The sequence below is a fragment of the Thalassospira australica genome, from assembly GCF_044790785.1.
Lineage (GTDB): Bacteria > Pseudomonadota > Alphaproteobacteria > Rhodospirillales > Thalassospiraceae > Thalassospira > Thalassospira australica_A.
The window spans coordinates 2,755,504-2,780,716 of record NZ_CP085258.1 but is presented as its reverse complement, the minus strand read 5'-3'; the positions used below and the strand labels follow the sequence as shown (position 1 = coordinate 2,780,716).

At 54.1% G+C, this 25,213-nt stretch carries 25 protein-coding genes and 3 tRNA genes; 19 read left to right on the top strand and 9 right to left on the bottom strand.

Annotated elements, in window-relative coordinates; all coding sequences use genetic code 11:
- Positions 1 to 30: 30 nt before the first annotated feature.
- The 3 genes from LG297_RS13060 to LG297_RS13050 all read right to left on the bottom strand — a co-directional run bounded on the left by LG297_RS13060 (position 31) and on the right by LG297_RS13050 (position 3,774).
- Entirely contained in the window at positions 31 to 1,812 is a 1,782-nt protein-coding gene (locus tag LG297_RS13060) for a tetratricopeptide repeat-containing sulfotransferase family protein (protein WP_404420903.1), read from the bottom strand.
- Between the two features lie 149 nt (positions 1,813 to 1,961).
- Positions 1,962 to 3,371 (bottom strand): type I glutamate--ammonia ligase, encoded by a 1,410-nt coding sequence (gene glnA / locus LG297_RS13055; RefSeq protein WP_404420901.1) that lies wholly within the window; start codon positions 3,369 to 3,371, stop codon positions 1,962 to 1,964.
- Positions 3,372 to 3,435: 64 nt separating this feature from the next.
- A complete protein-coding gene (locus LG297_RS13050) occupies positions 3,436 to 3,774 on the bottom strand; it encodes a P-II family nitrogen regulator (protein WP_007091888.1) in 339 nt (112 codons plus the stop codon).
- Between the two features lie 419 nt (positions 3,775 to 4,193).
- Here LG297_RS13050 and LG297_RS13045 point away from each other — a divergent pair, with 419 nt between their 5' ends.
- Positions 4,194 to 5,366: an aminotransferase gene (locus tag LG297_RS13045; protein WP_404420898.1), complete on the top strand. Its 1,173-nt coding sequence runs from the start codon at positions 4,194 to 4,196 to the stop codon at positions 5,364 to 5,366.
- A 72-nt stretch (positions 5,367 to 5,438) separates the two neighbouring features.
- Here the strand turns inward: LG297_RS13045 and LG297_RS13040 are convergent, their stop codons facing one another.
- Entirely contained in the window at positions 5,439 to 5,789 is a 351-nt protein-coding gene (locus LG297_RS13040) for a rhodanese-like domain-containing protein (protein WP_404420896.1), read from the bottom strand.
- A 116-nt stretch (positions 5,790 to 5,905) separates the two neighbouring features.
- Here LG297_RS13040 and LG297_RS13035 point away from each other — a divergent pair, with 116 nt between their 5' ends.
- Positions 5,906 to 6,772 (top strand): LysR family transcriptional regulator, encoded by an 867-nt coding sequence (locus LG297_RS13035; protein WP_404420894.1) that lies wholly within the window; start codon positions 5,906 to 5,908, stop codon positions 6,770 to 6,772.
- A 12-nt stretch (positions 6,773 to 6,784) separates the two neighbouring features.
- On the opposite strand, the gene LG297_RS13030 is transcribed toward LG297_RS13035, so the two are convergent.
- Positions 6,785 to 7,711: a LysR family transcriptional regulator gene (locus LG297_RS13030; protein WP_404420892.1), complete on the bottom strand. Its 927-nt coding sequence runs from the start codon at positions 7,709 to 7,711 to the stop codon at positions 6,785 to 6,787.
- Positions 7,712 to 7,883: 172 nt separating this feature from the next.
- On the opposite strand from LG297_RS13030, the gene LG297_RS13025 reads away from it, so the two are divergent.
- Positions 7,884 to 8,597: an SDR family NAD(P)-dependent oxidoreductase gene (locus LG297_RS13025; protein ID WP_404420890.1), complete on the top strand. Its 714-nt coding sequence runs from the start codon at positions 7,884 to 7,886 to the stop codon at positions 8,595 to 8,597.
- Positions 8,598 to 8,649: 52 nt separating this feature from the next.
- The gene (locus LG297_RS13020; protein ID WP_404420888.1) at positions 8,650 to 8,886 is read left to right on the top strand and encodes a 4-oxalocrotonate tautomerase family protein; all 237 of its coding nucleotides are present in this window, start codon (positions 8,650 to 8,652) and stop codon (positions 8,884 to 8,886) included.
- Between the two features lie 111 nt (positions 8,887 to 8,997).
- Here LG297_RS13020 and LG297_RS13015 read toward each other — a convergent pair whose 3' ends face one another.
- Entirely contained in the window at positions 8,998 to 9,999 is a 1,002-nt protein-coding gene (locus tag LG297_RS13015; RefSeq protein WP_404420886.1) for a Gfo/Idh/MocA family protein, read from the bottom strand.
- Between the two features lie 320 nt (positions 10,000 to 10,319).
- Between LG297_RS13015 and LG297_RS13010 the strand changes: the two genes are divergently transcribed.
- The 3 genes from LG297_RS13010 to LG297_RS13000 all read left to right on the top strand — a co-directional run bounded on the left by LG297_RS13010 (position 10,320) and on the right by LG297_RS13000 (position 12,049).
- Positions 10,320 to 10,396: transfer RNA gene (locus LG297_RS13010), tRNA-His, on the top strand.
- A gap of 136 nt (positions 10,397 to 10,532) precedes the next feature.
- A complete protein-coding gene (pyrC, locus tag LG297_RS13005) occupies positions 10,533 to 11,585 on the top strand; it encodes a dihydroorotase (RefSeq protein ID WP_404420884.1) in 1,053 nt (350 codons plus the stop codon).
- Between the two features lie 77 nt (positions 11,586 to 11,662).
- Positions 11,663 to 12,049: an ester cyclase gene (locus LG297_RS13000; protein WP_404420882.1), complete on the top strand. Its 387-nt coding sequence runs from the start codon at positions 11,663 to 11,665 to the stop codon at positions 12,047 to 12,049.
- A 33-nt stretch (positions 12,050 to 12,082) separates the two neighbouring features.
- Here LG297_RS13000 and LG297_RS12995 read toward each other — a convergent pair whose 3' ends face one another.
- Positions 12,083 to 12,877, bottom strand: a complete 795-nt coding sequence (locus LG297_RS12995) for a putative metalloprotease CJM1_0395 family protein (protein WP_404420880.1) — start codon at positions 12,875 to 12,877, stop codon at positions 12,083 to 12,085.
- Positions 12,878 to 13,017: 140 nt separating this feature from the next.
- Between LG297_RS12995 and LG297_RS12990 the strand changes: the two genes are divergently transcribed.
- Positions 13,018 to 13,857, top strand: a complete 840-nt coding sequence (locus tag LG297_RS12990) for a DUF547 domain-containing protein (RefSeq protein WP_404420878.1) — start codon at positions 13,018 to 13,020, stop codon at positions 13,855 to 13,857.
- Between the two features lie 10 nt (positions 13,858 to 13,867).
- On the opposite strand, the gene LG297_RS12985 is transcribed toward LG297_RS12990, so the two are convergent.
- Positions 13,868 to 14,260, bottom strand: coding sequence for a hypothetical protein (locus tag LG297_RS12985; RefSeq protein ID WP_404420876.1), 393 nt, complete (start codon positions 14,258 to 14,260; stop codon positions 13,868 to 13,870).
- Between the two features lie 140 nt (positions 14,261 to 14,400).
- Here LG297_RS12985 and LG297_RS12980 point away from each other — a divergent pair, with 140 nt between their 5' ends.
- From LG297_RS12980 to LG297_RS12935, 10 genes are all read left to right on the top strand, one after another.
- On the top strand, positions 14,401 to 15,363 hold the full coding sequence (locus tag LG297_RS12980) for a DMT family transporter (protein WP_404420874.1): 963 nt from the start codon (positions 14,401 to 14,403) through the stop codon (positions 15,361 to 15,363).
- A 192-nt stretch (positions 15,364 to 15,555) separates the two neighbouring features.
- Positions 15,556 to 18,354, top strand: coding sequence for a DNA gyrase subunit A (gene gyrA / locus LG297_RS12975; protein ID WP_404420872.1), 2,799 nt, complete (start codon positions 15,556 to 15,558; stop codon positions 18,352 to 18,354).
- A 12-nt stretch (positions 18,355 to 18,366) separates the two neighbouring features.
- Positions 18,367 to 18,894: a pantetheine-phosphate adenylyltransferase gene (gene coaD, locus LG297_RS12970; protein WP_404420870.1), complete on the top strand. Its 528-nt coding sequence runs from the start codon at positions 18,367 to 18,369 to the stop codon at positions 18,892 to 18,894.
- Positions 18,895 to 18,955: 61 nt separating this feature from the next.
- Positions 18,956 to 19,486: a peptidylprolyl isomerase gene (locus tag LG297_RS12965; RefSeq protein WP_404420868.1), complete on the top strand. Its 531-nt coding sequence runs from the start codon at positions 18,956 to 18,958 to the stop codon at positions 19,484 to 19,486.
- 152 nt (positions 19,487 to 19,638) lie between these two features.
- Positions 19,639 to 19,714: transfer RNA gene (locus LG297_RS12960), tRNA-Lys, on the top strand.
- A 232-nt stretch (positions 19,715 to 19,946) separates the two neighbouring features.
- Positions 19,947 to 20,022, top strand: a tRNA-Lys gene (locus LG297_RS12955).
- Positions 20,023 to 20,264: 242 nt separating this feature from the next.
- Positions 20,265 to 21,143 carry a MotA/TolQ/ExbB proton channel family protein gene (locus tag LG297_RS12950; RefSeq protein WP_404420866.1) on the top strand — a complete coding sequence of 293 codons (879 nt, stop codon included), beginning with the start codon at positions 20,265 to 20,267 and terminating at the stop codon, positions 21,141 to 21,143.
- Positions 21,144 to 21,169: 26 nt separating this feature from the next.
- Positions 21,170 to 21,559 (top strand): ExbD/TolR family protein, encoded by a 390-nt coding sequence (locus LG297_RS12945; protein WP_404420864.1) that lies wholly within the window; start codon positions 21,170 to 21,172, stop codon positions 21,557 to 21,559.
- A complete protein-coding gene (locus LG297_RS12940; RefSeq protein ID WP_404420862.1) occupies positions 21,556 to 21,972 on the top strand; it encodes an ExbD/TolR family protein in 417 nt (138 codons plus the stop codon). Before LG297_RS12945 ends, LG297_RS12940 begins: the two co-directional genes overlap by 4 nt.
- Positions 21,973 to 21,975: 3 nt before the next feature.
- The gene (locus tag LG297_RS12935; RefSeq protein ID WP_404420860.1) at positions 21,976 to 22,923 is read left to right on the top strand and encodes a TonB family protein; all 948 of its coding nucleotides are present in this window, start codon (positions 21,976 to 21,978) and stop codon (positions 22,921 to 22,923) included.
- Positions 22,924 to 23,062: 139 nt separating this feature from the next.
- Here the strand turns inward: LG297_RS12935 and LG297_RS12930 are convergent, their stop codons facing one another.
- Positions 23,063 to 24,388 carry a protoglobin domain-containing protein gene (locus tag LG297_RS12930; RefSeq protein WP_404420858.1) on the bottom strand — a complete coding sequence of 442 codons (1,326 nt, stop codon included), beginning with the start codon at positions 24,386 to 24,388 and terminating at the stop codon, positions 23,063 to 23,065.
- Between the two features lie 291 nt (positions 24,389 to 24,679).
- Here LG297_RS12930 and LG297_RS12925 point away from each other — a divergent pair, with 291 nt between their 5' ends.
- Positions 24,680 to 25,159 carry a hypothetical protein gene (locus LG297_RS12925; protein WP_404420856.1) on the top strand — a complete coding sequence of 160 codons (480 nt, stop codon included), beginning with the start codon at positions 24,680 to 24,682 and terminating at the stop codon, positions 25,157 to 25,159.
- The last annotated feature ends 54 nt before the right edge of the window (positions 25,160 to 25,213 follow it).

Sequence of the window (25,213 nt, the reverse complement as noted above, 5' to 3'; positions counted from 1 at the left end):
TGGCACCGTTCGGGGCGGGATGATTTGTGATCACCCCGCCTTTTTTGTTTGTGCATCAGCATCAATGCCCAGGGCATCCATCAATGGCCCGAGATATTCGGCATATGGTCGCCATGCTCCGATGCTGCTGCGATAGATCGGTTGCCGGACCTGTAATGTGCTGTGTGTCCGGACCTGTCGTCCGGTTTTATGGAATGTCAGACAGTTGTCGTTCCATGGCAATCCGGTGAAATTGACAAGACGGCGTGCCTGTCCTTCGAGATCGTCAACAATATCCTCGTAATCGACTTCGATAAACCGATGCGCGGGCAGGACGTTTCGCCAGTATTCCATGAACTTCAGATAGCTGTTGTAAAACGCCCCAAGTTCGCGCTGGTCATAGCTGAAATTCTGGGTGCTGCCGAAACGGCGGCTGTAACAGGAAAAGCAGGTATCCATTGCATCGCGACGGCAATGAATGATCCGTGTGTCAGGATGCATCAGGACAATCAGTCCGGCACGGGTAAAGTTGCTGGGCATCTTGTCGATGACGCGTTTAAACGCACCAGTCTCAGCCGTTTTTGAAACGGTTGCAATCCTTGCCAGTGCCTCCCTGCGATAGATATTGCCAAGGGTTGAGATAAAGGCATCGTCGAATTTCAGGACCTCGTCACGTGGTTGTCCGTGTTTGACCTGTTGTTCGATCATGGCATCCTGATGGTGGCCCAGTGTATCAAGCTCGCCTGCGCCAAACATGTCGGGGTGGGAGGCCAGAATTTGTTCCAGCAGTGTGGTGCCTGAACGTGGCATACCGACGATGAAAACATGCTGTGGCTGTTGGCTGCTTTTATCAGGGTGTGGCAAATCGACAAATCGTTCGGCGGGGAACGCTGCCTTTGCAACTGCAAGGAGGCTTTCTATTGATTGCGGAGAATAGTCAATGCTTTGGCGTTTGATATGGTTGGCGTCATTCAGGGTGCGCATGGCCGGTTCTATTTCCCCGGCCTCCATATGAGTTTTGGCAAGGCCAAACAGCAGCAATTCCTTTTGCGCGGCGGGCAGGGTGTCAAAAGATCTGGATTTGGCCTTGGTGATCATGACCTGCCGGATGGGATGATCGAGTGCTATTTTACTGATCAGGGTCAGGCAATGCCATGCGCGGATATGACCGGAATGCCGGCTTAGGATATCTTCAAAAATAGCGCGCGCGGCATCAATTTCGCCCAGTTCTTTAAGGCATTCGCCCTCGCTGATTTGGGCATCGATATAGCCATCCATATGCCGGCAATCGCGCGCATGTTTTCCTGCCGTTTGGAAATGGCGTATGGCACTGTGAAGATCATCATGGGCAAGGCAGGCGGCTCCCATTGCATTCCATGCCAGCCAGTCATTTGGGGCCAGCGCAATCGCGCGTTTCAAGAAAAGTATGGCCTGACGTGTGTCATTGCCGCGGGTCAGAAAAATGCCCATCTGCAGCAAAAGTTTCGGATCAAGCGGTTTGCGCTTAAGGGCTTGGATCAAAACCGTTTTCGCCTGTGCCTCGTAACCCGATGCCGCCAGAATGGCCGACAGGTCGGTGAAATAGACTGTTTTGGGATCGGGGCTGTTGCATGCCTTTTCAATATCTCGAATGGCATCAAGGGTATTGCCTTCCTGATGATACATCAGGGCACTGATATGCAATGCATCAGGCAGGCCAGGGCTTTCTTTCAGCAGCCGGTAACACAGCTTGCGCGCCTTTCGGCGATGTCCGCAGGCCCATTGATTGCGGATTTCCGCGATGGCCTTGATTATGGTTCCGGTTTGGTGATGTTTTGCAGTCTGATCGGGCATCAGTCTTTCCGGCATTGTGAACATGTCCTGTGGGTAAACACGTTTGTTGTCGGAAAAACTGGCGGCTGGAATAAAACAAACGGGACAAACAAAAACGCCCGGCATATGGCCGGGCGTTCTGTGTTCGATGGTCCTTTCTGGTGAAAGGATCAGCCGCTGTAGTACATGTCAAATTCGACCGGGTGCGGCGACTGTTCGAAGCGGATAACTTCTTCCATTTTCAGGGAGATGTATGCGTCGATCAGGTCGTCGCTCATCACATCGCCTTTTTTCAGGAAGTCGCGGTCTGCGTCGAGACTGTCAAGAGCTTCATGCAGCGAACGGCAAACGGTCGGAACTTCTTTGAGCTCTTCCGGCGGAAGATCATAGAGGTTTTTGTCCATTGCATCGCCCGGATGGATCTTGTTCTCGATACCGTCAAGGCCAGCCATCAGCATTGCAGAGAATGCCAGATACGGGTTGGCAAGGGCATCCGGGAAGCGGATCTCGACGCGCTTGCCCTTCGGGGACGCGGTGTACGGGATACGGCAGGAAGCCGAACGGTTACGAGCCGAGTAAGCCAGCAGAACCGGTGCTTCGAAGCCCGGGACCAGACGCTTGTAGGAGTTGGTCGTCGGGTTGGTGAAAGCGTTCAGTGCTTTGGCGTGCTTGATGATACCGCCGATATAGTACAGGGCAGTGTCAGACAGGTCAGCATAGCCGTTACCTGCGAACAGCGGCTTGCCTTCGTGCCAGATCGACTGGTGGGTATGCATGCCCGAACCGTTGTCACCGAAGACCGGCTTCGGCATGAAGGTTGCGGTTTTGCCATACTGGTGTGCAACCATGTGGATGCAGTATTTGTAGATCTGAACGGCGTCGGCATGTTCGATCAGTGTGCCGAAAGCAATACCCAGTTCGTGCTGCGACGGTGCAACTTCGTGGTGGTGCTTTTCGCAACGCACGCCCATTTCGTTGATGTAGTTGACCATTTCGGCACGGATGTCGTTGGCCGAGTCAACCGGCTGTACCGGGAAGTAACCGCCCTTCGGACCCGGACGGTGGCCACGGTTGCCGCCTTCGAATTCGGTGCCGGTGTTGTAGGGACCTTCTTCGGAGTCCAGCTGATAGCCCATGCCTTCGCCAGCGGTAGTCCAGCGAACGTCGTCAAACATGAAGAATTCCGGCTCTGCACCGAAATATGCGGTGTCGCCGATACCAGCGGATTTCATGTATGCGAGTGCGCGTTTCGCGGTCGAACGCGGGCAACGCTCATAACCCTGGCCGGTGGCCGGCTCGATAACGTCGCAAACGATGATCAGGGTCGGCTGTGCGGTGAACGGGTCAACAACAGCAGTCGACGGATCCGGCATCAGGATCATGTCGGATTCGTTGATTTCTTTCCAGCCAGCGATCGACGAACCGTCGAACATGATGCCGTCAACAAAAACGTCTTCGTCGATCGTGCAGATGTCCTGCGCGGTGTGCTGCCATTTACCTTTGGTATCGGTAAAGCGCAGATCGACAAACTGGATGCCTTTTTCTTTGATAAGCTTAAGTACAGAAGCAGCGTCAGACATGATGCAACCCTTTAAAACTCAAAATTAGTGACCGTACGATGTTCAATGTCAGGTAACAGACCGATTAGATCGCGTCGTTGCCCCGTTCACCGGTACGAATGCGGATCGCGTCCTCAAGCGAGGAAACGAAGATTTTACCGTCACCGATACGACCGGTATGAGCGGCTTGCTGGATTGCCTCAATCGCACGCTCGACAAGCGTGTCCTCAACGACGATTTCCAACTTTACCTTCGGCAGAAAGTCCACAACATATTCGGCGCCGCGATACAGCTCCGTATGGCCTTTCTGTCGGCCGAAGCCTTTGGCTTCGGTAACGGTAATCCCTTTGAGGCCAATCTCCTGAAGGGCCTCTTTGACCTCGTCAAGCTTGAATGGCTTGATGATGGCTTCAATCTTTTTCATTAAGCGCCCTCTGCTTTTTGCGAGAGTTGCGTAGAACTCGGCAAGCTCAATTGCTTTGCCGCGTTAATTGCACGGGGCGTGCCAGTTTTGGCCCGCATCGTCATTCTAAGGAGTCTCTGCGCGAAAACCCAGCAAAACCCATGATACTTTTAAGATTTTCTTGATTGATGTCGGTCAACTTTTAGGCAGTATGTGCAAAAAATATGCAAACATCCTGTGCGCGTCAGCATCAATGCGGTTACCATCGATCCGTGCTTGCCTGATCTGCCTGCGCCATGCGACAGAAAACACGGAATATGACAGCGGCACGACGGATAATGCATTATGCATTCTATCTGCCTGCTGATTGAAATGCGCCACCAGACATAAAGACAAGGCCGGTTTCACCGACCGGTATCGTACACAGAGAAGGACGCCTTATGACCGAATTTGTCGGCAATCCTCTTTTTGCTTCGGGCGGTATCACGATTTTTGAAGTGATGAACGAACTGGCCCAGAAACATAATGCCATCAATCTGGGGCAGGGGGCACCCGATACGGATGGCCCGGCCGATATTCGCGAAGCTGCGGCAAGGGCGACGATGGAAATGTCCAACCAGTATCCGCCGCTTGCCGGCGTGCCCGAATTGCTTCGAGCAGTGGCCGACCATAACAAGCGATTTTATGATATCGACGTCGACCCGAAGGAAGAGGTGCTGGTCGCAGTTGGGGCGACCGAGGCACTGGCCGATGTCATCCTTGGTCTTGTTGCGCCAGGCGATGAAGTCATCCTGATCGAACCGCTTTATGACAGTTACCTGCCGATTGTGAAGCTGGCGGGTGGCATTCCCAAGCTGGTGCGCGTGACGCCACCAGGCTGGGATTTGCCGAAGGATGAGCTGGCCGGGGCCTTTTCCGATAAAACGAAGCTGATCCTGATCAATTCACCGATGAACCCGTGCTCCAAGGTCTTTAGCGAGGACGAGCTTGGTTTCATTGCCGAACTTTGTATCAAGCACGATGTTATCGCGCTTTGTGACGAGGTTTATGAACATCTGGTGTTTGATGGGCGCAAGCACCGCCCGCTGATGACCTTCCCTGGCATGCGAGATCGCACCGTGCGCATCGGATCAGCGGGCAAGACATTCTCGCTGACTGGCTGGAAGATTGGGTACATCACGGCATGTGCCAAATTGATGGAGCCGATCAAGAAGGCGCATCAGTTCCTTGTTTTCACCGTACCGCCGGGATTGCAGCATGGTGTGGCCTATGGTCTGAACAAGGACGATGACTATTTCGAAGGCTTTACCGCCGAAATGCAGGCAAAGCGCGATTTCCTGATGAAGGGGCTGAAGGAAGTCGGGTTTGGTGTTCTGGACTCGCAAGGTACTTATTTCATCACCTGCGATTTCCGACCGCTTGGCTATGACTGCGACGATGTCGAATTTTGCCAGATCATGATCAAGGAAGCCGGTGTTGTCGCGATCCCGGTTTCGGCCTTTTATCAGGGTAAAGATGGCGGGGTGCGGAACTTTGTGCGGTTCTGCTTCTGCAAGCAGGAAGAAAAGATGACCAAAGCCATCGAACGAATGAAGAAAGCCTTCGCAAAATAAGTCGAAGCTTTGGTGTGTATACAAGACAGGCCGACAATTGTCGGCCTGTCTGCGTTTGAAGGGGATGTTTGGTCAGGCGGTTTCTGGCAGTACTCCTTGTCCCTGCAGAGGAAGACCTGAATCCCGCCAATCCTGTTTGCCTTCGTGGTAATCGAGGACATTGCTGTAGCCAAGATCGGACAGGGTGTCGGCCGCAAGGCCGGAATTGCGGCACGGGCCATTCGCGCAATAAACCACGATTGGTGCCGTTTTGTCGGGCAGGACCTGTGTGACTTTTTCTGCGATCAGGTCATGGGGGATGTTGATCGCACCCGGTAAATGGGCATCAACATAATATTTTGCCGGAAGTGCTTCGATCAGGGTCGGGGCGTTTGGCCCGGCAAGGGCGGTTTTCAGTTCGTCGCGGGTGATTTTAACAGCCATCTGTCGTCTCCAGTATGTGACGTAGTGTTTGATGCCTTGATTATTGATGTGCTATTTTGCGAAGTAAATTTGTGTTAAATCACATGTTATGTGCACAAAAGCGAACGGTGATTTGGATGCTGGAATGGGATGATCTGCGACTGGTTCTGTCTGTGGCGCGGGCACGCAGTGTGACGCAGGCCGCGCGTCGAACCGGACTGCATCATTCAACCCTGTTTCGGCGTCTTGCAGATATCGAAGGGCGATTGGGCAATAAACTGTTCGAGCGTAATCAGGGCGACTATCAGCCAACCAATGCCGGGCAGGTGGCGATTGAAACTGCCGAAAAGCTGGAAGGTGAACTATCGGTCTTGTCGCGCAAGCTGGCAGGAACGGATATCCGCCCCAGCGGTACGGTCAGGCTGACCACCACCGATACACTGCTTCATTCCATCCTGGCCCCTGACATTGCCGCGTTTGGCGCGGCCTTTCCCGAAATCACAGTGCAGGTTGTCACCGATAACCGTTTTTATGATTTGAACCGGCATGACGCCGATATTGCTATCCGCCCGGCGAACGTACCGGACGGCAGCCTTGTCGGACGCAGGATCGGTGCAATCACATCGGTGGTTTGCGGATCGGATGTTTTTGATGATCCGGAAAGCGCACCATGGATCACCTGTGATGAAAGCCTCGCGCATATTGCTGCCGCCCGATGGCGCGATAAAAACTTCGCTGATGGCCGGGTGGCATTACGCAGCAATTCGCTTTTGAACGTTGCACGTCTTGTTGATAGCGGCGCGGGTGTGGCGGTTTTACCGTATTTTCTGGCACGAGCTTTCTCCAATATCCGGGTGCTGGGTAAACCGATCAACGGACTGGGTAATGACCTGTGGGTTTTGATCCATCATGATTTGCAGGCCGTGCCGCGTATTCGCGCATTCAATGAATTCATGTTTGCACGATTAAAGTCCAAATCAGCACTGTTTGCCGGTGGGGCATGAACAAACTGCTCGTTATCTTCCGGCGCAAATTGCATTCCTGCGGCTGAACTCTGCCTTCAGGCGGGGAACCACATAATCGACAAAGGTGCGCACACGCGGCGTGGATAGACGTCCCTCGGGGATGACAAGATGAACCGGGATGGGAGGTTCTTCATCATCGGGCAGTAATATCCGCAATTGGCCCCGTTCGACATGTTCGGCAATCTGATAGGAATATGCCCGCGTAACCCCTTTTCCTTCCACGGCAGAAGGCAGGGTACCAGCGATGCCGTTGGCGATCAGGCGAGGTGTGAAACGCACGACCCGCGGCGCACGGTCGGCAGTTCTTGAGGGGAAGGACCATCCGGTTTCGCCTAACTGGGAATTGGCAATGCATTGATGGCCAGCCAAATCCACGATCTCGCGGATCGGTGGATTGTTATCCAGATAGGACGGCGAAGCACACAGCAGGCGCCGGACCTCACCGACGCGGATGGCTATCATGCTGGAGTCAGTCAGATGGGCGATGCGCAATCCCACATCAATGCCTTCGTCAACAAGACTGACAATCCGGTCAAGCAACAGAAGCTTTGCCCGCACCGTCGGATGCAGGTCAAGATAATCATCAAGTATCGGGCGCAGGATGCCAGCCCCGCTGGTGATCGGGGCAGTTACGGTCAACAGGCCGCGCGGTGCCTTTGTCTCGCTTTCTGCCAGAAGGTCGGCTTCTTCGATATCGGTCAGGATGCGACGGCATGCCGCAGCATAGCGTTCGCCTGCTTCGCTAAGACGAAGCGCACGCGTGGAACGGTGCAGCAATTGTACACCGACATGATTTTCCAGAAATGTCAGGGCACGTGTGATCGCCGCCGGGGACCGGCCAAGCTTTCGTGCCGCCGCAGCAAGGCTGCCTTCATCAAGGGCGGAGATGAAAACCTTCATCGCATCAATGCGATCCATTATTCGTTCCTTAAATCGAAATGCTGAATTGCATTTTTCACTAATTCCGACGAAATGCGCAATAATTTAAACCGGTGGCAATGTTGTTGCCCGTTGGGGCGAATTCAAATTCTGTGGGCGGATGATATGGCCGTGATGCCCCTTTTCGCTCAGATTCGAAAGGAATAAAACCATGCGTAACGAACAGAAGGTTGCCATCGTCACCGGCGCCTCCCAAGGGATGGGAGCGGGAATTGTTACTTCCTATCGCCAGCAGGGTTATGCCGTTATTGCCAATTCGCGCAATATTGCGGCAAGTGCGGATGACGGCATCATTGCCGTTGCGGGCGATATCGGTGATCCCGCGGTTGCCGCAAAAATCGTTGAAACCGCTCAGGACCGGTTTGGCCGGATCGATACCCTGATCAACAATGCCGGTATTTTCATCAGCAAGCCGTTTGACCAATACACAGTCGAGGATTTTGACAATGTCCTTCGTGTGAATGTCGCCGGGTTCTTCCACATCACGCAGCGCGTTATTCCGCTGATGCTTCGACAGGGGCGTGGCCATATCGTCCAGATCACGACGACGCTGGTCAATCAGGCGTTGGCGGATGTGCCTTCCGGTCTGGCAACCCTGACAAAGGGCGGGCTGGATGCGGTAACCCGCGGGCTTGCGATTGAATATGCCAAGCAGGGTGTTCGTGTGAATGCGGTTGCGCCGGGCATCATCAAAACCCCGATGCATGCGCCGGAAAATTTTGAATTTTTTGAAGGTCTGCACCCGATGGGTCGGATGGGCGAAGTCGAAAACATCCTTGATGCCATCCGCTATCTCGAAAAGGCCGATTTCGTCACCGGCGAGATATTGAATGTCGATGGCGGCCAGCACGCCGGTCGCTGGTAATTCCAACGTAGATCCGATTATTTAAAACGGGCAAATGCCCAAGGAGGATATGATGCCTTATGTGAATATCAAGATCACCCGCGAAGGAACCACCAAAGGCGAAACCCTCACTACGGTCGAGGAAAAACAGGCTCTGATCGCAGGTGTCAGTGACCTTTTGTTCGAAGTTCTCGGTAAGCCCCGTACAAGCACATTCGTGGTTATTGACGAGGTCGAAACAGATAACTGGGGTGTCGGTGGTATTCCCGTAACCGAACACAGAAAACAGGCTGCGGCGAAAGTCCGGTAATTCTGATTGTCCGGGACAATTCCGAAGCCCCCGCTCCGGTGCCGGATATGACGACAAAGGGCGCTGCCAACCGGTTGCGCCCTTTGTATCTGTCAGATGTCGGGAAGAGGATCAGGAATTGACCATTTCCCAGCTTCCGGTACGTGCCGAGCGGGCCAGCGCATCCAAAATCTGCATATTGGCAATCCCGTCTTCAATCGGGTAATCGACCGGGCTTTCGTCGTTAAAGATCGCCGTCGCGTTTTCGCCTTGCAGGGTATAGTGGTTGCCGATCGGGAATTTGATTTCGCGTGCTTCGTCAAAACCCGGTTGTTTTTGCGTGCCGACCCTGATCACTGCCGGATTTTCCGGCACCGGGTTGAACGGCATGATGATTTCAATCCGGCCTTCAGTGCCAAGGATATGGACACGCTGCACTGCGGCCGACTGTGTGCCACAAACAAAGCTTGCCTGAACGCCGCTTCCGAAATCGAGTATGCCTGAAACCAGACGGTCAGTACCGAATTTCGGATCCTTGTCCATCAGGGAAACCACACGCACCGGTTCCTTGCCGGTGATATAGCGCGGGCCCACGATGCAGTAACAGCCGATATCAAGCAAACCGCCGCCGCCAATATCCTTTTTGTTACGCACATTGTTCGGGTCGGCATTGAAATAGGTAAAGATGCTTTGCACTGTGGTGACATCACCGATCTGGCCGCTTTCGACCAATCGTCGGGCTTCCTGCCATTGCGGATGATGACGGACCATGAAGGCCTCAAGCACGTGTTTGCCGCTTTTATCGCGCGCCGCGATCAGGCGTTTGGCATCTTCGGTGTCCAGTCCGATCGGTTTTTCGCACAGCACGTGTTTACCGGCTTCCAGCGCCTTGATCGTCCATTCCACATGCAGATGGTTGGGCAGGGGATTATACACCGCTTCGATTGACGGATCGGCCAGCAGTTCCTCATAGGAGCCATAGGCGCGCGGAATGCGCAGGCTTTGGGCGGTTTCACGCGTTTTTTCCAGATCACGTCCGGCAATAGCAAGAATTTCAAGCTTGTCGCTTTCCTGCATAGCCGGAATGACCTTTTCCGTGCCGATCTTTGCCGTGCTGATGACGCCCCACTTCATTCCGATACTCCGTATTGTTTTCTCTTTTGTGGCTCGCATGACTGTTTCGGGTCTGTGTGCCGTGTTAATTTCGCCCGGAATGGCGGGCGTGTTCAAGATATTGAATTGATTTAATTAGCCGACTTGCCTGATCGCGCAAGATGTTCAAACGGATGGGGGCCTGTTCGGGGGGATTGGTTGTGATGATAAGTACCAGATACAAAACTCGCAGTCGCCCGGTTTGCGGGACTTTGCGAAGTTGCGGGGAAAACGGGGCAAAAAAGTAAAAATATGCGCTTGACGTCCGGGGCTCCCGGCGATAAAAACCGCGCCACACGACGGCGGGTGTAGCTCAGGTGGTTAGAGCACCAGATTGTGGCTCTGGGGGCCGTGGGTTCAAGTCCCATCACTCGCCCCATGTGAAAAGGTCAGGCAGAAATGCCTGGCCTTTTGTCTTTCTGGCCGCTTTCCAATTCCAAAACCGGGACTGATCTGCTAGTTAGCCTGTGCGCTCGCGCCCATTCGTTTGTTCCGGTTCCGAGGAGGTCGCCCCCATGTCCGCAAATTCAGTAAATCGCATTACCCTTCGCCGTCCCGATGACTGGCATTTGCATCTGCGCGATGGCGCGATGCTTGAAGGGGTGATTGGCGAAACCAGCGAACATTTTGCGCGCGCGATCATTATGCCGAACCTTGTGCCGCCGGTGGTCAAGACCGAGGATGCGATTGCCTATCGCGACCGGATTAACGCGGTCATCCCGCAGGGGCATGACTTTACGCCGCTGATGACGCTTTATCTGACCGAAGGCACCAATCCTGACGATGTCGAAGAGGGATATCGAAATGGCGTGATCACGGCGTTGAAGCTGTATCCGGCCGGGGCGACGACCAATTCGGCAAGTGGGGTGCGTGATTTCGACAAGGCGATGCCGGTGCTGGAACGTATGGCAAGTCTTGGTATTCCGCTTTGCGTGCACGGCGAAGTCACCGATCCCGAGATTGATATTTTCGACCGTGAAGCAGTGTTCATCGACCGCGTTCTTGATCCGCTGCGCAAACGTTTGCCGGAATTGCGCGTGATCATGGAACATATCACCACCGAAGACGGTGTCGAATACGTCAAGGCCAATGACAAGAACCTTGGTGCGACCATCACCACGCACCACCTGATCATTAACCGCAATGCCATTCTGGTTGGAGGCATTCATCCGCATTTCTATTGCTTGCCGGTGGCAAAGCGTGAAAAACATCGTCTGGCACTGCGCAAGGCGGCAACCAGCGGTGATGTGCGTTTCTTCCTGGGTACTGACTCGGCCCCGCATACCGATGACCGCAAGGAAAGTGCCTGCGGCTGTGCCGGTATCTTTACCGCCAATAATACTGTCCAGCTTCTGGCGCATGTGTTCGAGGAAGAAGGGGCACTGGACAAGCTTGAAGGCTTTGCCTCAGTCAATGGCCCGCAATTCTATGGTTTGCCGCTGAATGCCGACAAGATTACACTGGAAAAGCGCAGCGAGGCGGCAACATTCCCGGCCAAGATTGATACCGGTGATGGTCCGGTGACGGTGTTTGATCCGGGCTTCCCGATTTACTGGTACTATGCGTAAGGAATAGGCCTTGTTGTCGTATCTGCATGGCTTCTCGGGATACGACCCTATGGCAAATAACCAACGGGAGGGCGCGTGTGAGCATTCCTGATCTTGCTGAGATTTACCGCGGATACATTGATTGTCTGAACCGTCAGGATTGGGACAATCTTGGCACATTTGTTGACGATGATGTGCAGTACAATGGCGAGCATGTTGGGTTGTCTGGGTATCGGGCAATGCTCGAACGCGATTTCCGAGATATCCCGGATCTTTGGTTCAATATCAAATTCTTGGTGTCTGATGAAAAGCGTGTTGGCAGTCGCCTTGATTTCCACTGTTCTCCCCAAGGAAAATTCCTTGGGGTTAACGTGAACGGGAAAAGAATTTCGTTTTCGGAGAACGTTTTTTACGAATTCCGGGATGGAAAAATTTTTGAGGTCTGGTCGGTTATCGATAAGACCGCGGTCGAGGCCCAGACTTGATTTAATCTGATGCCGACCGGTTTGCGTGCGAATTCAGCCGCTGATATCCAAATGATTGGTGGCGCTGCCCAGTCCGAGAGACATACGATAACTTTCGGCCGCCGCAATGGCCTGTGTTGCGATCATCGCACTGATATTGCGTGATGCGCCCTGCGCAACATTGAAATCGGCCGACGATGTGCCGGGCATGGATGCCGCGCGCGAAATGGCAGCCTGGTTGGCAATCGCGGCAATCCCGTCAAGGCCCTGAAGCGGGTGAATGCTGACCTTGCCGCCGGTGGCGTAAAGCCGCCCGTCAGGACCGGCAGTATAGCTGTAACTGATCATTCCGGCATTGGCACCGGCAAGGGTCTGATGGCTTTCTTCCTCGGTCCGGACATTTGCGTCGCGCGCCTGCAATTCACGCACGATTTCACGTTCACGGTGGGTCAGAAGGGCCGGGTTGCTTGTTGGTGGGCGCGCACTTTCAGGTGTTTCCTCACGCGTTTCGCGTTGTTGAGCGGCACTGTTTCGGGTCTCGGGCGGGATGGTGCCGGGAAGGGAGCGGGGATCAAGCTGCTGAATGATCGTTACGATTGATGCGGTACTGTTGATCAATGCGGTCGGGCCGGTTGCAGCCGGACGGGTCGTTGTTTCGGCGGCATTGCCTGTCCCTAACGGCCGGATTGAGACGGCGGCGGGCCTTGACGGTGGCACAGCCAGACCGTTACCAGCCGAACCAGAGGTTGCCGGTTGTTGCCCGGGGCCGGGAAGGGCACGTGCGGCAATAACCTGCCCCAGTTGCCCGCCACTGCCGGGAATAACCTGGATTGCACCAGCTTGTGTCATGGGGGCATTATATATCAACTTGTGGTTAAGTGTATATAATTGCCGGATCTGCCATCACGGCAGTTTGATCTGACCCTGAGCGTCGATTGCCCCATAGGGTGCAGGCGCACACAGGGTGGTTTTGGGGAAATGCTGAATTGATGCGTTTTTTTGTACCGGTGCTGATTTTGCTTTGGGCGATGATACCGGTAGCTGCAAATGCCGCACCAGATGCCGATCTGTGGCCCGCTTGGCAGGTCCACGATGATACAAGCGATGCCATGATCAATCACTCTGCCTGGCAGGTGATACTGGATCATCATCTGGTTCTGGTTTCGCCAGGTGTTACCACCTTTGATTACGCAAGTGCCAAAACCGCAAGCCGCGCGCAGCTTGGCGGGTATCTGACGGCCATGCAGTCAATTGCGATTGACGGTTATAACCGCGATCAGCAGATGGCCTTCTGGATCAATCTTTATAATGCGCAAACAGTTGCGGTGGTGCTTGATCACTATCCTGTCGACAGCATTCGCGACATCGACATTTCACCGGGCCTGTTTTCATCCGGGCCATGGGACAAGAAGCTTCTGGTGGTTGAGGGCAGGCAGCTCAGCCTGAATGATATCGAACATCGCATTCTGCGTCCGATCTGGCAGGATGCGCGCATTCATTATGCGCTGAATTGTGCTTCGGTGGGATGTCCGGCGTTGGCGGCAAGTGCCTATGATGCCGATAGAATTGAAGAGCAACTTGATAAGGCGGCTCTTGCTTTTATCCGTGACGAGCGTGCCGTGCAACTGGCCCCGGATGGATCGGAGGTCGAACTATCGTCGATTTTTGACTGGTACCGGTCCGATTTTGGCGACAGCGATGCCGCATTTTCCGATCATCTGGCCCGATATGCCGGGCTGGAATTCGCAACATGGCTAAGCGTCCATGGCGATGATTTGCCAATCAGCGGCTATCATTATGACTGGTCGTTAAACGATAGCGATTCCTGAGCAGACCGGATTATGCGGCATCCGGGCGAAGGCCCGTCAGGTGCCAGTCATGAGCCGGGACGCCGCTTCCGCGTAGACGAACCGGGCGCTGTGGCAGGCGATTTTGCAAAACCTGATCAATCGTGTGACGAACGTCACTGGCAGAAATGCCATCATAACGCATTAATGTCTGAACGATCGGGTCGGCCAGCATTTCGTCAATGGTCAGTTCCTGATCCACATATTTCATTGCACGCATCCCATTCATTTTGTTGAACTTAATATAAAGCGATTGAAAATCATTCGCAATAAATAAGTTGTAACCATTGTCTTTTTTCATCTTTGCGATGCAAAGGCCTTGTGCTGCGTCAAAATCCGGCGGGTCTTTTGACGCTAAAACATTGTTTTTCTTTTGATGGGTCATTCGGCCGGTCGCAGGCCAAGGGCTGCAACGGCTATTTTTCTGCTATTTTCTTGATTCCGGTGTTTTCTGGCTCTAACGCTGTCATCTGGCTTTCGAACTCCGATAAAGCCCAATAACTGTGGCAAGAATAGGCTGGGAAGATGACACGTCCGGGAATTCGTGAATTTGCGCTACTGCTTTTGCTCGCTCTAATGTGGGGGAGTTCCTTCACCTTCATCAAGATCGGGGTACATGCCTATTCGCCGCTGGTGGTTGCTGCCGGGCGGCTTGGTGTTGCTGCTCTTGTGTTATGGGGCTTTGCCTTTATCCGCAAAAGCGACCTGCCCAAGGGACGGCGCGCCTGGATTTCGACTTTCTTTGTCGCTCTTTTGGGAAATTCGGTTCCATTTTTCCTGATCAGTTACGGCGAGACACAGATTGATGCCGGGCTGGCCGCGATCCTGATGTCGGTTGTGCCGTTGACCACGGTAGCACTGGCGCATTTCATCACCGATGATGAAAAACTGTCGACTGGCAAGGCGTTGGGCGTTGTGCTGGGCACGATTGGTGTGATTGTTCTGGTCGGGCCGGAAACCCTGACCGGATTGGGCGGGAATTTGATCTTTCAGATCGCGGTTCTGATCGCGGCGGTATGCTATGCGATTTCATCGCTGGTGGCGCGCAATCTGCGTGATCAGCCGCGTGTCGGATCGTCGGCCGTGATCCTGACCTTTGCTGCGCTGATGCTGATGCCTTTTACACTGTTTATCGATCAGCCATGGCGAATGACATGGAACCCGGACGGGTTCCTGTCGATCATTTATCTTGGCATTTTCCCGACCGGGATCGCAATGTTTCTGATCCTGTATCTGATTGCGCGGGCAGGTGCGAGTTTTGTGGTGTTCAACAATTACCTTGTGCCTGCCGTCGGTGTAATGGTCGGGTTTCTTGTGCTTCAGGAAATCCCGCAGCCAACCAGCGTGGTTGCGCTTGGCATTATTCTGGCCGGGATTGCCGTGTCGCAGATACGGTTCGGGCAAAAGCCGGAAATGGACGCCGGAACCGCCGAGATGGAATGCGATCCGGTCACGCCGATCATGACCGCACCAGACACGAAAAAATAGCGTTTCAGCCGGGTGAAAACTGCACGAAAGACGATTATTTCCGTCGTTTGTGCGTAATGCCGGAACCGGGGTATTTGTCAATATTGTTTGTGCCGGACAAACCTGATACTTTCCGGCTCACTGGTCAGGCATATGTCTATATGTCACACCGATTGAAGCATTTCTGATCAAGCGTTTAAGAGGTCACGGCTTTTGTCCACCAAAGAGACCAATCCAGATAGCCGCGATATTTTCCCGGTATCCATCGAACACGAAATGCGCCGCAGCTACCTTGATTACGCAATGAGCGTGATCGTCAGCCGTGCGCTGCCCGACGTCCGCGACGGTTTGAAACCGGTTCACCGCCGTATCCTTTATGCGATGCATGAAAACGGCTTTGAATGGAATAAACCGTTCCGTAAATCGGCCCGTGTGGTCGGCGATGTCATGGGTAAATACCACCCGCATGGTGATAGCGCGATTTACGACGCAATGGTTCGCATGGCGCAGAATTTCTCCATGCGCCTGCCGCTGATTGACGGGCAGGGCAACTTCGGGTCGATGGACGGCGACAAGGCCGCCGCCATGCGTTACACCGAAGCCCGCATGGCCAAGTCGGCACATTATCTGCTTGACGATATCGATAAAGACACCATCGATTTCCGCGATAACTATGACGAAACGACCAAGGAACCATCGGTTCTTCCAGCACGTTTTCCGAACATGCTGGTCAATGGTGCGGGCGGTATCGCGGTCGGCATGGCAACCAATATTCCGCCGCATAACCTTGGCGAAGTTATCGATGGCTGTATGGCTGTTGTCGATAACCCCGATATCACGGTCGAAGGACTGATGGAATTTGTACACGGTCCGGACTTCCCGACCGGTGCGCTGATCCTGGGCCGTTCGGGCATTCATTCGGCCTTCAAGACCGGCCGCGGTTCTGTCGTCATGCGGGCACGTACCCATGTCGAGGAAATCCGAGCCAACCGTGAAGCCATCATCGTTACCGAAGTTCCCTATCAGGTGAACAAGGCAACCCTGATGGAAAAGATCGCCGAGCTGGTTCGCGACAAGAAGCTTGAAGGTATTTCAGATCTACGTGACGAGTCTGACCGTTCGGGCGTTCGCATGGTGATCGAACTGAAGCGTGATGCGGTTTCCGATGTCGTCTTGAACCAGTTGTTCCGCTTTACCGCCCTGCAGACGTCGTTTGGTGTCAATATGCTGGCGCTGAACCGTGGCAAGCCGGAATTGATGAACCTGAAGGAAATCATTCAGGCATTCGTCGAATTCCGCGAAGAAGTCATTACCCGCCGGACCATTCATTTGCTGAAAAAGGCACGTGAACGCGCCCATCTCGTGGTGGGTCTTGGTATTGCCGTGGCCAACATTGACGAAGTCATCCGTCTGATCCGTGCTGCTGCCGATCCGCAGATTGCACGTGAACAACTGATGGAACGCAGTTGGCCGGCGGGCGATATTGTCCCGCTGATCGAACTGATTGCAGATCCGAACCAGGTTGGTGCGGATGATGGCAATTACAGGCTGTCCGAAGCACAGGCGCGCGCGATCCTTGAACTGCGTCTGCATCGCCTGACCGGTCTGGAACGTGACAAAATCGCGTCCGAATTGACCGAGCTGGGCGAGAAGATCAAAGATTTCCTTGATATTCTTGGCTCGCGCGAACGCAAGATGATCATCCTCAAGGATGAGTTGACGGAAATGCGCAACGAGTTTGCCAATGAACGTCGCAGTGAAATCCTTGAAGCCGAGTTCGAACACGACATCGAAGACCTGATTGCCCGTGAAGATATGGTCGTGACCGTATCGCATACCGGTTATATCCAGCGTGTTCCGTTGTCGACCTATCGCGCACAGCGTCGCGGGGGCAAGGGCCGTTCGGGCATGGCAACGCGCGAAGAGGATTTCGTATCCAAGCTGTTCGTGGCCAACACCCACACCCCGGTTCTGTTCTTCAGTTCCGAGGGGATGGTCTACAAGATGAAGGTCTGGCGCCTGCCGCTGGGCACGCCGCAATCGCGCGGCAAGGCGCTTGTGAACCTGCTGCCGCTGTCGGAAGGCGAATATATCACAACGGTTCTGCCGCTTCCTGACGAGGAAGAATGGCCGAACTTGCATGTGATGTTTGCCACCTCGACCGGGAATGTACGCCGTAACAGCCTTGCCGATTTCGTGAATGTGAAATCGAACGGCAAGATTGCCATGAAGCTTGAAGAAGATCGTGGTGACAAGCTGATTGCGGTTCAGACCTGTACCGATGACGACGATATTCTGCTGACCACCCGTATGGGCAAATGCATTCGTTTCCGCGTCGGGGACGTTCGTGTCTTTACCGGTCGTAATTCGGTCGGTGTGCGTGGTATTCGCCTGGCAGAAGAGGATGCGGTCATTGCGATGTCCGTTCTGTTTGGCAACCATGCCTCGATGGAAGAACGTGACGAGTATCTTTCGATTGCAAGCAAACTGCGCCGCGAGGAAATCTCGGCTGATGATGCTTTGCCGTTGGAAATCCTTTCGCAGGAGCGTTACGACGAACTTCTGGCGGGCGATCAGCTGATTCTTTCGGTTACCGAAAACGGTTACGGCAAACGTACATCTGCCTATGAGTACCGTGTTACGGGCCGTGGCGGTCAGGGCTTTGCCAATATCGAAATGTCGGAACGTAACGGCAATGTCGCGGCGTCCTTCGTGATCGAGGAAGGCGACGAATTGATGATGGTCACCAATGGTGGCAAGGTCATCCGTATGCCGACACACGATATCCGCATTGCCGGTCGCAAGACACAGGGGGTTACCTTGTTCCGCACAGCCGAAGACGAACAGGTTGTTGCTGTCGAACGTCTGTCCAATTTGGGCGACAATGGTGATGAAGAGCTTGAAGGCGAAGAAGGTGCTGAAGGCATCGAAATCGCAGCAGGCGAAGATGCATCTGCTGTTGAAGAAGACAGCGAGGCAGTAGAAACCGGTTCTGACGACAGCGACGTATAAAACGGAAGATCAATGAACGAACAGTCTTCAAACGCCTCGCGTATCGGGATTTATCCGGGCACGTTCGACCCGGTAACCCAGGGGCATATGGACATTATTCGTCGCGCGACCCGCATCGTTGACAAACTGATTGTCGGCGTTGCGGTCAATGCGGGAAAAGGCCCCATGTTCGGGGTCGATGAACGTTGCGCTCTGGTCGAAGAGGCCCTTAAGGCGGCGGGCGGCGAAGTTGCCGCCCGCTCCATCGTCAAGCCGTTCAGTTCTCTTTTGATGCAGTTCGCCCAGGAAAACGGGTCGGGCACGATCATTCGTGGACTTCGGGCCGTTTCGGATTTCGAATATGAATTCCAGATGGCCGGCATGAACGCCCGTCTTGCGCCCAAGATCGAGACGGTGTTCCTTATGGCCTCGGACAAACAGCAATTCGTATCCTCGCGCTTTGTGAAGGAAATCGCCCGTCTGGGCGGTAATGTTACCGAATTTGTGCCGGCAAACGTGCTGAAGCGTCTGCACGAAAAGCTGGCCGAAGAAAAGGAATAGCGCAACCATGCGTCTTATTCGTCTCGCATCTCTTTTTGTACTCGTATTAGGAATAGTGGCCATGTCGAACGGTGGAATCGGCGGCGGTGCTCAGGCCCAGTCGGCCGATGCATCGCAGGATCTGGAAAACACCCTGTATCTGGATGTTGAAGCAGGTCGCGTTGTCATTCAACTGCGTCCCGATCTGGCGCCCAGGCATGTCGAACGGATCAAGGAACTGACACGTGAAGGCTTTTATGACGGCCTGACATTCCATCGCGTGATCGAGGGTTTCATGGCGCAGGGCGGCGATCCCAAAGGAGACGGCACCGGCGGTTCGGGCCAGAAACTTCCGGCGGAATTTTCGAACGAGCATCACGTGCGTGGCACGGTTTCGATGGCACGTTCGGCCAACCCGGACAGTGCTGATTCACAGTTCTTCATCGTCTTTGCCGACGCGCCGCATCTTGATGGTCAATACACCATTTGGGGGCAGGTTGTATCGGGCATGGAATATATCGATGGCCTGAAAAAAGGTGCTCCTTGGGCCAATGGCCGGGTTGCTGATCCGGATCATATTGTGAAAATGCAGGTCGCGGCTGACGCGCAATAAGCGCTTTGATCCGCATAATGCAACCGAAAGCCGTCCTTGATCAGGGCGGCTTTCGCGTTTTGGGGCTTGAAAGTACAAAAACCGGGAAAATATGGAAAACAGGTGTTGACCGCAGCCGCCAGTCCCATTAAAACGCGCTTCACCAACGTTGAGGGCCCGTAGCTCAGTTGGTAGAGCAACTGACTTTTAATCAGTTGGCCACAGGTTCGAATCCTGTCGGGCTCACCAATAAGCCCCTGAAACCCAACTGGTTTCGGGGGCTTTTTCTTTTTCCGGTTTTGCGTCGCGTTTTTTGCTGTGAACAGGTTTGTCAGGATCGATATCCGCTTTTTCTGACGGACCGGGAACAGGCCGAATATGGATGTTTTTTTCCTTTTGAATGGCTGTCATGCAGTTTGATCGAAAAAGGGGGGTTGACCCTTTGCGATCAGCACATTAAAAGGCCGCTCACCAACGTTGAGGGCCCGTAGCTCAGTTGGTAGAGCAACTGACTTTTAATCAGTTGGCCACAGGTTCGAATCCTGTCGGGCTCACCATTTCAAAACCCCCGGAACTCGAAAGTTCCGGGGGTTTTGCTTTTCCTGATTTCTGCCGTTTTCAAGTGCCTCGTTGTCGGCTGCCAAACGTGCGGTGCATTGCGGCCATGCACGAAAAACGCGCGTCTTTTTGCAGTTGCGATTGCATCGCAATGTGATTTCTTGTAAGTAATGCAAATCAGTTTCAAATGCGCTGGAGCAGGACGTCTGGCGCTGATCGTATTTTGGATCGGAAGAGTTACATGCCTGAACCCGTAAACCCGCTGTCCGCATCGCCAGATGCGCAGACTCCGCTCGGCCTTGATCGTACAACCACTGATGCCGCTAACGGTGCGCTCTCGCAAACAGCAGAGGGTACCGTAACCCTTGATCCCGAGACCGGTCTGCCGGTGGACGGTGCGCTTGCTACTACCGAAAGCACTATCGTGCCGGATGCCATCAGCAGCCTGCCTGTTTATGATCTTGTGGATCGTGCCGGTGTTGTCGGTTGGGTTCTGGCGGCCCTTGCGCTGATCGGGATGTTGATCTTCTTTTATAAACTGGTCGGGTTTATCCGTCGTGGCATCTTTGCCGACGGCTTTGCCAAGGACATCGAACGGCATCTTGCCAATGGTGACGAAAAACAGGCTGCCGGAATTCTTGCACGCCGCCGTCACCCGGCAGCACAGATCGGTTTGTTTGGCATGTCGTTATCGGTCGCCAATGCCGAAAATCGCGAGGCCGCATCCGATATTATTGCCGCCCGTGCCCGCAAAGAAGTAGACGGCCTTAACAGTGGCCTTCGCATCATGTCGGCAATTGCGGTTTTAAGCCCGCTTTTGGGGCTGCTGGGTACCGTGATGGGTATGATTGAGGCGTTCCAGAAAATGGAAGGTGCGGGCAGCCGTATTGATCCGTCCGTTTTGTCTGGCGGTATCTGGCTGGCGCTTCTGACGACGGCCATCGGCCTTGTCGTTGCGATCCCGGCGACCGCGTTTCACATGTGGATGCAAGGTGTTATCGCCCGTGCCGCTGCTGTGATGGAAGATGTTTGCACCATGGTGATCAATCGTAACGAACTGTCGCAGAAAGGTGCGCTTCGCGCGTCAAACATCGCCGAACTGCGTCAGGCAGCGGAATAAGCCCGAACAAGGTCGGAATGCGTCCTATGCAATTGCGCGATCGAAATCGCGGTGCTTCGCCGATGATCGGCCTGACGCCGCTGATTGATGTTGTCTTCATCCTGCTGATCTTTTTCATGCTGGCTTCCAGTTTTCTTGACTGGAAGGGGTTCGAGATGTCGGTCACCGTCAGCGACGGTGAAGCACGTACCAGTAGCGAAATCCGTCCGGTGACGGTCAATGTCGATGCCAGTGGCGGCCTGTCCCTGAATGGCGAGGCTGTGCCGATTTCCAATCTTGCCGCAACCCTTTTGCGCCAGCATGCGGGTGCGGCCGTTCATCTGCGCCCGGTTAATGGTGCCGATTTGCAGCATCTGATTGTTGTCATGGATGCGCTGGGGCGTGGCGGTGTTACCGATGTGGATCTGATCGAATGAAGCGCCGTATCCAGATCACCGATGACAGTCCAGCCCAGGAACCGATGTTGCCGTTGATCAACATTGTTTTTCTGTTGCTGATTTTCTTCATGATTGCCGGAAGTTTGCAAAAGCTGGGTCCGTTTGATGTCGAGCCACCGGCAAGTTCCACGGCCGAAAGCCAGCCTGAAGATACGATTGTGCTGTGGTTTGGCAAGAACGCCGAAGTTGGCATTGATGATCGCCAGGGCAAGATTGCCGATCTGGCGGCCTTGTTGCCAGCCGATTATACCGGTCGGCCAGTCGAAATCCGTGCGGATCGCACCACCGAGGGCGCACGTGTTGTCGCCCTTTTGAAACGGTTGCAGGAGCTTGGCATTGAAAAGGTCCAGCTGATGACCGCCATGGAAGCAGATCAGGGCCAAGACGGATAGAATATGTCGAAACGCATTGATTTCCTGATCGCAACCGGGCTGACCGGTATTGTTCTTGTCGGCGGTATTGTGCTTGCCATGCCCGAACCCCAGCCTGCTGGTTGGGGTGGTGCTGGGGCGGTCCAAAGCATCAGCATTTCGCTGGGCAGCGGGCAGGCAACTGAGGGCGAGGCAGAAAACCTCGAGGAAAGTGCAGATTCCGAAGACAGCAAACAGGGCGAGAAGCCGGTAGAGGAAGTCAAGCCAGAGCCCGAACCTGTGCCCGAGCCGGTTGTTGAACCTGAGCCGGAACCAGACCCAGAACCGGTCGTTGAAACTGTGCCCGAGCCAGAGCCTGAACCCGTTGTCGAACCCGAACCGATCCCGGAGCCGGTGGTCGAGGAAGTCGTTGAGCCCGAACCGGAACCCGAGCCTGAACCTGAGGTTACGCCGCTTCTGGCCGATGTATCTCCGGCCCGGCGTAAACCCGAGCCGCCCAAACCGACACCGGAACCGGCAAAGGCTCCGAAACCGGTCGAACAGGCCGAAACCAAACCGGTTGAACAGCCGGCAAGCGGCCCGGTTGATTCCGTCAAATCCCGTGGTACGGTCGGTGAAGCCACCCAGAGCCAGGCGGCAAGTTCCGCCACGGGAAGCGGTGGCGGGGCTGCGATGAGCAGTGCCACCTTTGTCGATTATCAGACAGCCGTGGTGCAGATGCTGATGCGGTATCGTGAATATCCTGACCGGGCCAAGCGTCGTGGAATCGAGGGTCAGAATATGGTCCGTCTGGTGATTGAAAAGGATGGAACCGTATCGCTGTTTGAAATGATCAGTTCCAGTAATTCTTCCATTCTGGACCGTGCCACCCAGGATATGATCGAACGGGTCAAACGTTTCCCGCCATTCCCCGAGGATATGGGGCGTGAACAGCTTACGCTGACGATCCCGGTGATCTACGATCTGCGATAGAACAAAAACGCCAGCCCGGAAAGGCTGGCATTTTTGGTTTTAAGGACGCGGTTTATTCCGAACGGTCTTCCCGGACATATACTACCTGTTCGCGCCATGCGAATTTGTCGGGATGCCCAAGATCGACAATCCGTCAGGATCAGCCTGTTTCGGTCAGTCGCGACACAAAGTTTTTGACATCGGCCCTAAGCTGGCGTGAATGCTCCTTTAAGACCTGTGAAACCTTGTAAACCTCTTCTGCAACGGTGCCGGTATGATGTGCCGTGCCGCTGACTGATTCTAGGCTGCTGTTAACGTTGCCGTTTGCCGATGAAACGGACGTGATGTTGTTGCTGATTTCGGTGGTCGCTGCGGCTTGTTGTTCGACGGCGGCGGAAATGGCGGTGATCGAATCAACGATCGCGCCGATCTGTTCGGCAACTTCGCGGATGGCGGTGACGGCGGCAGATGTGTTTTGTTGTACATTGTTGATCTGGGCGGTGATATCGCCGGTCGCCTTGGCGGTTTGGTTGGCAAGGTTCTTGACCTCGCTTGCGACCACGGCAAAGCCCTTGCCCGCATCACCGGCGCGTGCCGCCTCAATGGTGGCGTTCAGCGCCAAAAGGTTGGTCTGATTTGCAATCTTGTCGATCAGGTCGACAACCGTTCCGATTTGCTCGGCCGAGACATTCAGCGACTCAATGACATCCGAAGTTGACCTTACAGAACCTTCCACCTCGTTTGAAATTGTCGAGGCCCGGGAAATCTGGCTTGAAATTTCGCGGATGGAACTATCAAGTTCTTCGGCAGAACCGGCCACGGTGGATGCATTTTCGGCCGAAATTTCGGCTGCTGACTTGGCATTTTCCACCTGATCGGTGGTTTGGCCCATGCTGCTGATCAGGGTTTCCGACGCGCTTGACATATCTTCGGCCGAACTTGCCAGTGCTTCGACAACTTTTGATACGGTTGCTTCGAACTCGCCCGACATTTTTGCCAGACGGTTGCTGTAAGTTTTCTGCGTTTCCTCGTAATAGACCGTTATCGCCATTTCCATATCAACCAGAATGGCATTGGTCGCGGCTGTAACGATTTGGGAAACCCCTGAATCCTTGCGGAAATGGGCATAAAGAATATCGCACAGCCGGGCGAGCAGGAAGTTATAGGCCGAAACATAGGATTCCGGTGTTAGTCCGATGATTTCATGGGCTTTGCCGATCCGTCGTACATCGTCGTAATAGACCTGATCGAATGTGCCATCGAACAGTTTCGCCCAGTGTTTGCGCTGGGCATTTTTCAATCGCTCGATATTGGATGGATCACCGATGATTTTGGCCAGATCACCACGTGCCATGACCTTTCGGTAAAATTCGTCGAGTATGGGGGCCAGATTTTTCTCTATTACCGGCCATGCCTTTTTGAGGTTGGCTGCCTTTTTGTCATCGAAATCGATGAACTCAAGGCGGCGTTTCAACTCTTGATGCATTCTGCTGTCCCTCCTCGTCGCTCTCTGTCTCAAACGTTTATATTGCGGGGCAACACCTTAGGTTGGATGGAGGTGTTTCAATGTTAACTATCCATAAGAGTGGGAAGTTTTCTGGCTGACGGGCCTGTTTTCAAAATATGTCATTTTGTACCAGTTGCTTACCGGCGGTTTCCACCAGTTAAACCGGCTATACACCTATAGAGGGGCCAAATGTGAACGTAATCACGGATGTGATCCTGTTGCGTCATCAGGCAGATCAATTCTGTTCCTGATGAATGCAAAGGAAACATCATGCCGATCAATGCCAGCCAGTTGCGTCAATCCATCGTTCGCCCTGTTCTGCAAAATCTTGGTCTTTGGTCACAGGCCGCCGAAAACCTGATCATGGGAACCGCCGCCCAGGAAAGCGGGCTTGGCACCTATGTCGAGCAGATCGGTGGCGGTCCGGCGCGCGGTATTTTCCAGATGGAACCCGCAACGCTTGACGACTGTTATGTCAATTTTCTTGATTATCGGGCCGATCTGAAGGCAAAGATAGATGCCTATCTGGCACCGCAGCCCGCCTCGAAAGCCGATCAGCTGGCAACCAACAATGCGTATGCTGCGGCGATGTGCCGGGTGCGGTATATGCGGGTCAGTGCCCCGTTGCCCGATGCCAACGATATCGCGGGGCTCGCGGCCTATTGGAAGCAATATTACAATACCGCCGGTGGCAAGGGCACGACGGACGAATTCATTGCCAATTACAACCGCTATATCGGCACTAACTAGGTTGCCGTCAGGGTGACGTAACGTCGGCGAAAAAATCCGCATTGTTCTACGCAA